The organism is Chryseobacterium oleae (assembly GCF_900115055.1).
Classification (GTDB): domain Bacteria; phylum Bacteroidota; class Bacteroidia; order Flavobacteriales; family Weeksellaceae; genus Chryseobacterium; species Chryseobacterium oleae.
Map to the genome: position 1 here is coordinate 61419 of NZ_FOVD01000004.1, position 11500 is coordinate 72918.

General features: G+C 37.7%; 12 protein-coding genes. 4 read left to right on the top strand and 8 right to left on the bottom strand.

The annotated features are described in order from the left end of the window. Nucleotides 1-5: 5 nt before the first annotated feature. The 4 genes from BM143_RS13950 to BM143_RS13965 are packed head-to-tail and all read left to right on the top strand — an operon-like array spanning nt 6 to nt 2965. On the top strand, nt 6-245 hold the full coding sequence (locus BM143_RS13950; RefSeq protein WP_047450687.1) for an acyl carrier protein: 240 nt from the start codon (nt 6-8) through the stop codon (nt 243-245). Then, nucleotides 245-625: a VOC family protein gene (locus BM143_RS13955; RefSeq protein ID WP_090025067.1), complete on the top strand. Its 381-nt coding sequence runs from the start codon at nt 245-247 to the stop codon at nt 623-625. Before BM143_RS13950 ends, BM143_RS13955 begins: the two co-directional genes overlap by 1 nt. Nucleotides 626-627: 2 nt before the next feature. Then, on the top strand, nt 628-2040 hold the full coding sequence (locus tag BM143_RS13960) for an MBOAT family O-acyltransferase (RefSeq protein WP_090025068.1): 1413 nt from the start codon (nt 628-630) through the stop codon (nt 2038-2040). A gap of 1 nt (nt 2041) precedes the next feature. Beyond that, nucleotides 2042-2965 (top strand): hypothetical protein, encoded by a 924-nt coding sequence (locus BM143_RS13965; RefSeq protein WP_228430832.1) that lies wholly within the window; start codon nt 2042-2044, stop codon nt 2963-2965. On the opposite strand, the gene BM143_RS13970 is transcribed toward BM143_RS13965, so the two are convergent. From BM143_RS13970 to BM143_RS14005, 8 genes are all read right to left on the bottom strand, one after another. Beyond that, entirely contained in the window at nt 2957-3898 is a 942-nt protein-coding gene (locus BM143_RS13970; protein ID WP_090025069.1) for a glycosyltransferase family 2 protein, read from the bottom strand. The genes BM143_RS13965 and BM143_RS13970 overlap by 9 nt on opposite strands. 87 nt (nt 3899-3985) lie before the next feature. After that, nucleotides 3986-4930: a glycosyltransferase family 2 protein gene (locus BM143_RS13975; RefSeq protein ID WP_090025070.1), complete on the bottom strand. Its 945-nt coding sequence runs from the start codon at nt 4928-4930 to the stop codon at nt 3986-3988. Nucleotides 4931-4976: 46 nt separating this feature from the next. After that, nucleotides 4977-5975: an acyltransferase family protein gene (locus BM143_RS13980; protein ID WP_090025071.1), complete on the bottom strand. Its 999-nt coding sequence runs from the start codon at nt 5973-5975 to the stop codon at nt 4977-4979. Beyond that, entirely contained in the window at nt 5962-6906 is a 945-nt protein-coding gene (locus tag BM143_RS13985; RefSeq protein WP_228430834.1) for a glycosyltransferase family 2 protein, read from the bottom strand. The genes BM143_RS13980 and BM143_RS13985 overlap by 14 nt, the downstream gene beginning before the upstream one ends. Nucleotides 6907-6908: 2 nt before the next feature. Further along, nucleotides 6909-7844 (bottom strand): glycosyltransferase family 2 protein, encoded by a 936-nt coding sequence (locus BM143_RS13990; RefSeq protein ID WP_090025073.1) that lies wholly within the window; start codon nt 7842-7844, stop codon nt 6909-6911. A 2-nt stretch (nt 7845-7846) separates the two neighbouring features. After that, on the bottom strand, nt 7847-8665 hold the full coding sequence (locus tag BM143_RS13995; protein ID WP_090025074.1) for an FkbM family methyltransferase: 819 nt from the start codon (nt 8663-8665) through the stop codon (nt 7847-7849). 59 nt (nt 8666-8724) lie between these two features. Beyond that, a complete protein-coding gene (gene asnB / locus BM143_RS14000) occupies nt 8725-10521 on the bottom strand; it encodes an asparagine synthase (glutamine-hydrolyzing) (protein WP_090025075.1) in 1797 nt (598 codons plus the stop codon). A 48-nt stretch (nt 10522-10569) separates the two neighbouring features. Next, entirely contained in the window at nt 10570-11499 is a 930-nt protein-coding gene (locus tag BM143_RS14005; RefSeq protein ID WP_228430836.1) for a glycosyltransferase family 2 protein, read from the bottom strand. Nucleotide 11500 lies beyond the last annotated feature (1 nt).

Below are 11500 nucleotides of genomic sequence, written 5' to 3' on the forward strand. Positions count from 1 at the left end.
GCACTATGAATAAGAACGAAATTTTATCAAAACTGTCAGAAATTTTCCGTGAAGAATTGGATAATGAAGAAATTACTTTAACTGCTGAAACTACGGCAAATGATGTGGAAGAATGGGATTCTCTATCTCATATCCAATTAATCGTGGCAGTGGAAAGGGCTTTTGGAATTCGTTTCACTTCTTCTGAGATCCAGACCTGGAATAATGTAGGAGAAATGGCAGACTCTGTTGCTGCAAAGCTGTAATGAAGTTTCACCACATAGGAGTTGCCTGTAAGGATTTACAGGCAGAACTCCGGAATATCAGAAAGCTGCACACGATCATAGAAGAAACGCCCGTTGTTTTTGACCCGAAACAGGAAGCCGAATTATGCATGATTACGGTTGAAGACGGTCTTAATATTGAGCTTGTTTCCGGAAAACCGGTAGAAAATCTTTTGAAAAAGAGAATTTCATACTACCACATCTGTTATGAAGTGGAAGATATTGAAGCGACAATAGAAGACCTTACAGAAAAAGGAGGAATGCTGATCTCACCGCCTAAAGAAGCCATCCTTTTCAATAACAGGAAGGTCGCTTTTTTAATGCTTTCTTATGGAATTGTTGAACTTTTAAACAGTAACTGACGATGCAGTTTACCTCATTAATATTTGTGCTTTTCTTCTCCGTTTTTTTTGCCATGTATTGGTGGGTTTTAGGGAAGAATCTTAAAGCACAAAATATATTTCTGCTGCTGGCAAGCTATATCTTTTATGCGTATTGGGACTGGAGATTTCTAGCACTGTTGATAGGAAGTTCTGCTATCGTTTATTTTCTGGGCTTAAAAATTGCTGAAAAGGGGCCGAAGACAAAGCTTTGGGTCAACCTCGGCTTAATCTTTTCTATCGGAACATTGTTATATTTTAAATATTTCAATTTCTTTATTGAATCTTTTACCGACCTGTTTGGAATTAAAAATGATCTGACCTTAAAAATCATTCTCCCGCTTGGGATCAGTTTTTATACGTTCAGAATGATCAGCTATCTGATCGACATCAAGAATAACAAACTGAAAGCTGAGACCGATGCTTTAGCCTTCTTTAATTATATTTCTTTTTTTCCAAGCATGACTTCCGGACCTATTGATAAAGGTGGATTGTTGCTTCCTCAGCTTAAAAAAGAAAGAGTTTTCACGTTGGAAAATGGCTCGGATGCGGCAAGACAGATTTTATTCGGGGCCTTTAAAAAATTAGTAGTTTCCAACAGTATTGCTCCTATAACCCAGAATATTTTTGCCAATTACGAACATCTTTCAGGAAGTACCGTTGCTTTCGGGGCTATACTTTTCCTTTTTCAGATGTATGCGGATTTTTCAGGCTATTCGGATATGGCCATAGGTTTTGCTAAACTTTTAGGCTTCAAAACAACCAAGAACTTCGCCTTTCCTCTTTTTGCCCAGAATATCGCTGACTACTGGAGAAAATGGCATATTTCTCTGACCTCATGGCTTACAGAATATGTTTTTACCCCTTTGGTCATTGCGTTTCGTGATTATGATAAAAAAGGATTGCTGCTCGCTGTATTTCTTAATTTTGTCATCATAGGTTTCTGGCATGGAGCGAATTGGACATTTATCTGTTATGGCGCACTGCAAGGATTATATTATATTCCTTTGGTCGTTAATAATCAGATTAATAAAAAGAAAAAATTGTCTAAAAACTTCCCGACATTTAAAGAATTAGGGAATATTTTTTATACTATGGCTTTAGTTTGTTTCGCCTTAATTTTATTTGTGGCTCCAAATTTAACTGAAGCTTTTGGGATGTACGGAAAGATCTTCAGCTTATCGCTTTTTTCGATCCCGGAATTTATTAAAATTAAAATTTTAGGTTTAATAGCCATCGTAGTTTTAATTGACTGGATCAATAAAGATCAGGAACACGGGCTTGATATCAAAAGGCTGAATCCTTTGGCAAGAAGAGCCATGTATGTTTTTCTGATCTTCCTTATCATGTATTACGGAGTGTTTTCCAACGGTAGCTTTATTTACGAACAGTTTTAATATGGGAAAATTTTTATTTAAAATATCATTCTATATCATCGGGATTATTGCTGTGCTGATGCTTCTGGCTTCTTATGCAGACGGTAATACGGATGACAATTATATGCACTTTGCAGTGGAGAAACCCAAGAATATTATTTTAGGAGATTCCAGAAGTGTGCAGGGAATTGTACCTGAAGTTTTGAAAAATAAACTGTCCGCTCCCTTTGACAATTTTTCACTGAACATCGCCCAGTCTCCTTATGGCGAGATCTATCTCAATGCTTTGAAAAGAAAACTGGATCCGGATACGAAAAACGGAATTTTTATTCTCACCGTAAATCCCTGGAATCTGTCATTGAGAAATGATGTAAAGAGAAGAGAGGACTATCCTGAGGAGAATTCCCCGTTTAAAAACATGTACTTCTATAACATGTCTCCCAATTATGAATACCTTCTTAAAAATTTAAATAAAAGCTGGTTCAGAATATACCTTGACAGAGAAGCGGTAGTAAGGTCCAATACATTCCTTCATAAAGACGGATGGATGGAAGTGACTGTTGATATGAGTAAAGATTCTGTGAATGCCAGGATAGCCAAGAAAACGGAGGAATATCAACTGATGCTGAATAATTACAATTTGTCTGAGGTACGGATGAAAGCCCTTAATGAGATCATAGACTATTTGCAGCCTAAAGGAACTGTTTATCTGGTTCGGATTCCTGCTACCAGAAATATTATGAATCTTGAAAACGAAAGATTTCCTGAATTCAGCGGATTGATGAGAGATCTTTCAAAGAAAAAGAATATTAAATTTTATGACTTTTCCGGACGTTGTGATGATTTTGCTTATACAGACGGAAATCATATGTACAAAGAATCCAGCAAGGTACTTACCGCACAGATTGCAGATTCTGTAAAAGCAGACCTGAGAAAATTAAAATAAGCGATCTCTGAAATTAACGTTATAAAGCCCTGAACGGATACTGGTATAATCTGTCACCAGATACTTCAGAATCATTCCCCATTTATGAAGTACAGACGCATTAGCGATCTGAAAACTGCGGTGCATTCTGCTGATGTGCTGCTTTACGTTGTCGGGCATCATTTTCTCATCAGCAGCCCAGCTGTCAATTTCTTTCCATAAAAGAACCCTCGTGCTTGCCGGGTTTATTTTCTTCGAATCTACCACCGTGATCCGGTTGTTTTCATGCACCCCTCTTACAGCTACAGCTTCATCCAGAATTCCAGGATAAAGATCAAGATAGAAAGAGAGACGGAAAAGAAATTCAGTGTCCTGATGAAGCCTTAAATTGGTTCGGAATAAAATCTCCATTTTTTTCATCATGACTTCCCTGCGGATGGTGAGCGCGTCAATGCTGAAAAGCCCAAAGCTTCCCAACATATAGATCTGGCCGGGAAAAACATCTTTTGGACTATGTTTTTTGTAAACGGTAGTCAGCTTATCTTCAAACAAAGAATAATACTGTTCTTTGGCTTTTTCCGTGTAGTAATGTACTCCAAGAGCACCATAAACCCCTTCTACATCCGGGTTTTTGAAAAGTTCTTTTTCTGCATCAAAACGGTTGGGAAGAAAATAATCATCGGCATCCAGAAAAGCAATGAAATCTCCTGTTGCTTTTTCTATCCCTAAATTTCTGCTGGGACCCGCCCCGTGGTTACCTTTGTCCGGATGCTGATAAAGACGAACCCTATCATATTTTTCGGTAAGTTGTATGCATACCTGCAGTGCGTTGTCCGGAGATTGGTCTTCTACCAGGATCACCTCATGTACTTCATCAAACTGAAGCGCAGATTCCACGGCTTGAGAAACAAATCTTTCAGCATTATAAACAGGTACGATTACTGAGATTTTCATGTTTTTAAAATAAGCAATAGCAAATATAGTGAAGTCTGAAATTTTATAGGTGTTTTAATTTCATACTGTTACGGAATTTTTATTATGTTAAGAAATCAAGGAACGTTTAAAATTGATATTGTAGAGCCCTGACCGGATACTTCTGTAATCGGTGAACAGATATTTTACCACCATTCCCCATTTTTTCAGCTTGGGAGCTTTGGCTATTTCAAAGCTGCGACGCATTCTTTTGATGTGAAGTTTCGCTTTTTCGGGAATTGTATCTTCTGTCTCAGCCCAATTATAGATTTCGTTCCACAACAGTGCTCGAGAGAATGCAGGATTTATGATAAAGGTATCCACTTTGGTGATTCTGTTGTGTTCATGCACCCCTCGCATAGCAACGGCTTTATCAATACTTCCCGGATACAGGGCAAGATAGTATGATAAGCGGAAAAGAAACTCAGTGTCTTCGTGAAGTCTTAAATGAGTTTTGAATAAGACCTCCATTTTTTGCATTAAAGGCTTTCTGCGGAGGGTAAGCGTATCAATGCTGAACAAACCAAAAGTTCCCAGCATATGGATCTGCCCAAAAAAAACATCTTCAGGACGGTGCTTTTTGTATACAGTGGTAAGCCTGTCTTTAAATATCTTGTAATATTGCTCTTTAGCGTTTTCAGAATAATAATGTACTCCAAGTGCACCATATACACCTTCTACTTCAGGATTGTTGAAAAGCTCTTTTTCTGCATCAAAGCGGTTGGGAAGGTAGTAGTCATCAGCATCTAAAAATGCTAAAAAATCCCCGGTAGCTTGTCTTATCCCTAAATTTCTGCTGCCTGAAGCACCATGATTTCCCTTGTCCGGATGTTGAAAGAGCTTCACTCTTCCATGTTTTTCAGCAAGTTGCTGACATACCTGCAGAGCATTGTCCGGAGATTGATCCTCGATCAGGATGACTTCATAGACCTCTTCAAACTGAAGTGCTGATTCTACGGCATGAGACACAAATTTCTCCGCATTGTATACGGGAATAATTACTGATACTTTCATTTGGAACAGTTAATAATATTTGTGTTTTTAGGAATACTACTTGATGCTATGCTTTTAATTTAAGCTTTAAATAGTAGGTTATTTTTTTCTCTACAAAATAATATAAAAATGCGGCAAGGCCAATGACAATAATCAATTTTAATATAAAATATGGGATATTGAGATATCCTTCTACCTTAAATCGTCTGAAAAACAGCTCTACAAAGGGGTGTGAAAGATATAGTGAGTAGGAAATATCACCTAAAAAGATAAGCAATCTATTCCCCTTGAAATGAAGAGTGTAATCCAACAGTAAAAACGATAACACGAATAAAGATACAACAAATAATACCAATAAACTGTTTGATATCACTATAAAATTGAATAAAAATGCTGAAAATAAAAGGATACCCGCCGTACACAATACCTGAGCCCATATTTTACGGATAGAAATTTTATCCAACAAAAGGGCAAACAGAATACCCACTACAAAATATAGGTTGAGGTGACTGGAAACCATTTTCAGGTAAGCATTTTCGGTTGGGAATAAAAGACCTGCCATATAGGTGGCGATGAAAAATACGGAAATAAAAATATATCTTCCTTTTTTGAAGAAGAGTGATAAACCGAATATCAGGTAAAAAAACATTTCGTAATTAAGAGACCAGCCAAGGTAGAGTACAGGGAACGTATCTTTTTGGGGAAGAAATAAAACGGAATGGATAAGTCTTCTCAGGCCTTCTCCATGGAAATAAAACATCAGAGTTCCTCCAATGATCATCCACCCTGCAGAAAGCAGAAAATAAAGAGGTACAATCCTGATGATTCTTCGTTTGTAGAATAACTTGATTTCCTTTGAAGTATGAATACTGAAATCCTTTTTTAAAGTCGTAAACGCCATGATAAACCCGCTGATCACAAAAAAGACGCTTACCCCAATACTTCCTTTTGCAAACAAAATATTGCCAATAGGAAGGTCTTTAAAATTGATGTATTCTTTGAAATGAAAACAGCACACCAGAAGAGCAGATATGCCTCTTAATATTTGTAGATTATTGAGCTTCATGATGAGTGTAAGTAAATCTGTACTTGGTTTTTAGAATGTTTGGGTCTTTAAAAATAGCAGCAAAAAGGGTTTTCGCTTTGGGAAATCCTTTTTTTACAGAAAGTTCAAAAGCTTTTTTTTGCAGACTGATATGTTGTTTTACATCCTGATCTAATCTATTCTTTTTGGACCATTGATATAAAGAATTCCAAAAAAAGAACTGTCTCTGGTTATACTGCGGAGAATATTTTTTGATCTTGGTGATCCTGTTGTCATCATGGATGCCTCTTATGGCGACAGCTTCATCTATAATTCCGGTTTTTAAATAACAGTGATACGCCAGTTTGATAATAAAATCGGAATCCTGATGAACCCGTAAATCTTCGTTGAATGTTAGCCTGCTTTTCTCAAGAGCAGATGCTCTTACGGTAAGGGCGTCCAGCGTAAAAAATGTACCGAATGTTTTTGGAGTCTGTCCCAATAATCCTCTAAAAACCTCAGGACCTTCAGCGGGATAATTGACGGTCAGCAGATAGGTGTCATTGATATTGGATAGAAATTCTTCCCTTCCTTTATCTGTTAAAAATTCAGTGCCAATGGCGTTGAATACACCTTCTATTTTGGGATTGTTGAAAAGTTCCCTTTCCGCTTCAAATCTATTGGGAAGAAAATAATCATCGGCATCCAGGAATGCAATGAAATCACTTGTCGATTTTTCAATACCCAGGTTTCTGCTGGCTCCTGCACCATGATTGTCTTTATCCGGATGCTGGAAAAGTTTTACCCTTTCATATTGCTGAGCAAGTTCCCGGCACACTGAAAGAGCATTGTCCGGAGAATGGTCCTCGATCAGGATCACTTCTCTTACTTCCTCCAGCTGCAAGGCGGACTCTACAGCTTTGGAAATATACTTTTCTGCGTTATATACAGGAATGATTACTGAGACTTCCATGATTATCGGTTGTAGTAAGTGAAGCGGTATTTTGTCTTTAGGATATCAGGATTTTTCAATATTTCCAGAAAAATACTTCCATATTTGGACAGTCCACTTTTTAAAGACAGATCAAATGATGTATACATTAAATAAATTCTCTTTCTGTATTCGGGAGCGATCTGCTGAGCAACAGCCCAGTCATTCATAGATTTCCAGAAAAGAAACTGCCTCTGGTTATATTGTGGGGTGTATTTTATAATTTTTGTAATTCTGTTGTCATCATGAATTCCTCTTATGGCAATCGCTTTGTCAATAATACCGGTTTTCAGGTGACAATGGTAAGCCAGCCTTATGATCAGCTCAGAATCCTGATGAACACGGAGCGCTTCATTAAAACGGATATGGTTACGCTTCATAGAATCCCTTCTCACCGTAAGAGAATTCAGGTGAAATGATGTACCGAAAGTTTTAGGGGTTAAGCTTAAAAGTCCCCTGAACACCTCTTCTCCTTCTGCCGGATATTCGACTGTACTTAAAGACATCTCTTTGAATTTAGACTGAAACTCGTGCTTTCCTTTTTCGGTTAAATATTCTGTACCGATTGCGCCAAAAACGCCTTCAATTTTTGGATCCTTGAAAAGTTCCTTTTCTGCATCAAATCTGTTAGGAAGATAATAATCATCGGCATCCAGAAAAGCTATAAATTCGGAGGTTGCATGGTCTATCCCGAGATTTCTTGAGGCACCGGCACCGCGGTTTTCGCCATTCGGATGCTGAAACAGTTTTACCTTGGAGAATTCCGCAGCTAGTCTTCTGCAGATTTCCAGGGAATCATCGGTAGACTGATCTTCAGCCAGAATAATTTCTTTTACTTCGTCAAACTGTGCCGCAGAACAAACTGCTTTTTCAAGAAAATCAGCGGCATTGTAAACGGGTATGATAACAGATATTGTCATTGTTACATTGGTGTAATTATCAGATTATCATTAACAAAAAGCTCAGGTTCTATGTTGTGGAACTCTTTATTAAGAACTCTGCTATATACTTTAAAATCATGATCAAAGAAGAACTGTAATAGATCACGCGAAGAATGCTCTCCCTGCTCATCAATTGCAGACGGACAAAATTCCATGAAGAAGACAGGTCTGTTTTTTAAGAAAATATCTTTATTACCCAGTATAACGATAGCTTCATATCCTTCAACATCCATTTTTACAACGTCAAATTTTGCATCATTGATCATTTTTTCCAAAGGCTCAATCTGAACATTGATTATTTTCTGCCCCGGATTTTTCGTCGCGATAAATGAACTCATTCCCGCGTGCCCTGCTACATAATTAAACGATTTTACTTCTGAAGAATTACCTACAGCGCTGTTAAAAAGCTTAATATTCTGGAAATTGTTTTGCTTGATACTTTCGTTAAATTCATAATAAACATCAGGAATGGGCTCAAATGCATAAATCTGTTTGCAATAAGGCGAGAGAAGTAAGCTATGCTGTCCGATATTTGCCCCGATGTCTAATAAAACTTTGTCTTTGGTAAGAGCAGATCTGATATCATCAATAATATGTTTTTCATAAATTCCGTTTTTAAAAATATAGAAATCAACATATCCGAATTTTTTATTGAGATAGATTTTCGTCTTTCTGTTATTATAATTAATAGTGAAAAGCTTACGATTATCAAGATAGGAAATGTTTAACTTTCTTTTGATGAAACTTGGGAGTCCTTCCTGAAACAAAATACTTTGAATGGATTTTAAATAGTTAGGCATATAAATAGTTTTTATGATTTGTGTTTATCTTTCAGTAAAAGTAAGGGAATAATTGTATACTAAAAGTGAGTCTGGTTGTTATCCGCCCAAAGGGCAAGCTGCAAAAGGTTCCAGTGTTTTTCATCCTTATTCAGGAATTGGCGGGTTGCTTTATAATCAATGAAATTAAACACTTTATGATTAGGGTTATTAAGCAGATCATTGGATAGATTCATCAGATTTTCTTCTGCAAACCAGTTTTTTACTCCTAAACCGAATCCCTGCTTATGACGTTGTCTGATAGTTTCCGTCCAGTAAGATCCCATAGCTTCACGAAGGATGATCTTATCATTTTTCTCGTCCAGTTTAAGCTGATCCGGAAGCTGGATACAGAATTCTGCGAAATCAAGATCAAGGAAAGGTGTTCGTACTTCCAGTGAATTGGCCATAGCCATTCTGTCTGATTTTACCATCATATTGGCGGGAACATAATTTTCCAGATCCACTCTCATAATGTCATTAAGAGAATCGGGATCAGGGGTAAAACTATACTCCTGAAGGTAATTGGCTGTAACACCCAGCAGATCACGTTCTTTTTTGTTGAAATCATTTCTCACAGCGTTCAGGTGAAAGTCCATGATGGATGAATGTTTTAAATTTTTCTGCGTCAAATACGATGTTGTTCTCATCTTCTGATAAAGTTTCAGTCCAAATTGAGCAACGATATTTTTATAGCTGAAATGATTTCTTAATTTATTTTCAACGGTATAGAAATGATATCCTCCAAAAAGCTCATCGCCTACGTCTCCTGACAATACAACGGTCAGATTTTGTCTGGCGTATTTACAGATTTCATAATGCGGGATAAATGATGCATCGGCGAAAGGTTCATCAAAAAACGGGGTGATTTTCAGCAGAGAGGCAACGAGGTCTTCTTTCTTTTCGTGAACTTCTACATGGTTGGTATTGTATTTATCCGCAATTTCTTTGGCATATTTCAGCTCATTGTCTTTATGGTCATATCCGAAACTGATGGTCGTCTGATGAGGCAGAAACTCGTCTACCAAAGCAACTATGGATGAAGAATCCAGACCTCCGCTAAGGAAACTTCCTACCTGTACATCTGCAATAAGCTGTTTTTTTACTGCATTTTTCAGCAGATACAGAAATTCTTCCTTAGCATCAGAGAGGCTTAAGGTTCTGTCTTTTGCCGGAAGGCTGTAGTAGCGGGAAACTGTTATTTTTCCGTCTTTCCAGATCAGCTGATGAGCGGGTGGAAGGGTGAAAATATTACTGTAGATACTTTGGTAAGTACTTACATATCCGTACTGAAGATAGTGGGAGAGGGCTTCGGAACTTACTTTAGGCTGTATCAATCCGGAGGCTAAAATAGCTTTGATTTCTGATGCGAAAATAAATTCATTGTTGTTTCCTATCGCATAGTAAAACGGTTTTTCTCCGAATCTGTCTCTGGCGCAGAACAGCTGCTGTTGCTGATCGTCCCAGATCGCAAAAGCAAACATGCCGGGAAGATCATGGATGAGGTTTTCCTTTTTTCTCTGGTACATGGCCAGGATAACTTCTGTGTCTGAACCTCCGTGAAAAGGGTATTCCCCATATTTTTTCTTAATATCCTGATAGCCGTAGATCTCACCATTAAGAACAATACATTCGTTTTTGGTGCTTGAGAACATGGGCTGTTTTCCATTTTCAGACAAATCAATAATGGAAAGTCTTCGGTGGCCCAAAGCTGCATGGTCATAAAATTCATAATGCGAAGAATCCGGACCACGGTGTATCATAGAATCCGTCATTTTCCGGATTTCCTCCTGATAGTTTCTTGCATTGCTGCTTATGATTCCTGCTATTCCACACATAATATTGTATTTTTCATCATTTATTTTTTCGCTTATGGTCAGGCTAATTTACGACAGATTAAGAAAAGCCGGACCTTTCTGCATCACCTGATTTCTAAAACTGCTTAATTTTGCACTGTCTGAACAGATTTTCTTATACTTTTTTGACAACTTTTTATAATGGTCAAAGTTTCCGGTAATGATATTTTTAAACATACTCTGCTGAAGAGATTTTTTTTCAAGTTGGAGACCATTCGGAAGATTAGGGTTCATCGCGTTGATTTCTATTCTTACATCTTCGTATTTTGTAAAATCTATTTTATGAAGCAGCTGAACACCGTCGTGTACTACTTTACTCCCCGGAACCAGAATCACTTTCATGTTGTGAAAATGCACGCGGTTGACATATTCGTCATCTTCTCCGTAATGGAAAAAATAAGGATTGAATCCACCTACAGATTCTATTGTTTTTCTTGGGAGAAGCCAGTGTGCGGCATTAACAAAATTGATCTCATACCATGGCTTCAGCGTCTGAAAATACAAATCTGAAATCATCCTGGTCTTTTCGTAGTTCTTGGCAATATACTGATCCAGGAAAATATCCATGTATTTTTCTGTGCCGTCTATATGGATGGGGCTTATGATTCCCACTTCTTCCTGACGGGGATGGTTGTTGAATACTTCCAGCATTTTTTCCATGCTGTCTTCATACAGCCACGCATCCTGATTCATCAGATAAAAGAAATCTGCTCCGTTTTTATATGCTTTTTCGATGCCTATATTATTGGCTTTTCCAAAACCCAGATTGGTTTCGGATTGGGTAAAATCTACTTCAGGAAAGTTACTTCTGATGTATTCCTGCGTGCCATCCACAGATCCGTTATCTACCACGATGCACTTCACAGGAACCGAAGATTTTCTCAGGCTCGTAAAGCAGCGCTCTGCCCATTTCATGGCATTGTAGGTGACGATTATGATATGGATTTCAGGAATTTTCATA

Coding starts and splice junctions, on each gene's coding strand:
- BM143_RS13980 (WP_090025071.1), bottom strand. CDS start 5,975: ATGAAGCTCAATAATCTACAAATATTAAGAGGCATATCTGCTCTTCTG.
- BM143_RS13990 (WP_090025073.1), bottom strand. CDS start 7,844: ATGACAATATCTGTTATCATACCCGTTTACAATGCCGCTGATTTTCTT.
- BM143_RS13965 (WP_228430832.1), top strand. CDS start 2,042: ATGGGAAAATTTTTATTTAAAATATCATTCTATATCATCGGGATTATT.
- BM143_RS13985 (WP_228430834.1), bottom strand. CDS start 6,906: ATGGAAGTCTCAGTAATCATTCCTGTATATAACGCAGAAAAGTATATT.
- asnB (WP_090025075.1), bottom strand. CDS start 10,521: ATGTGTGGAATAGCAGGAATCATAAGCAGCAATGCAAGAAACTATCAG.
- BM143_RS13960 (WP_090025068.1), top strand. CDS start 628: ATGCAGTTTACCTCATTAATATTTGTGCTTTTCTTCTCCGTTTTTTTT.
- BM143_RS13955 (WP_090025067.1), top strand. CDS start 245: ATGAAGTTTCACCACATAGGAGTTGCCTGTAAGGATTTACAGGCAGAA.
- BM143_RS13950 (WP_047450687.1), top strand. CDS start 6: ATGAATAAGAACGAAATTTTATCAAAACTGTCAGAAATTTTCCGTGAA.
- BM143_RS14005 (WP_228430836.1), bottom strand. CDS start 11,499: ATGAAAATTCCTGAAATCCATATCATAATCGTCACCTACAATGCCATG.
- BM143_RS13975 (WP_090025070.1), bottom strand. CDS start 4,930: ATGAAAGTATCAGTAATTATTCCCGTATACAATGCGGAGAAATTTGTG.
- BM143_RS13970 (WP_090025069.1), bottom strand. CDS start 3,898: ATGAAAATCTCAGTAATCGTACCTGTTTATAATGCTGAAAGATTTGTT.
- BM143_RS13995 (WP_090025074.1), bottom strand. CDS start 8,665: ATGCCTAACTATTTAAAATCCATTCAAAGTATTTTGTTTCAGGAAGGA.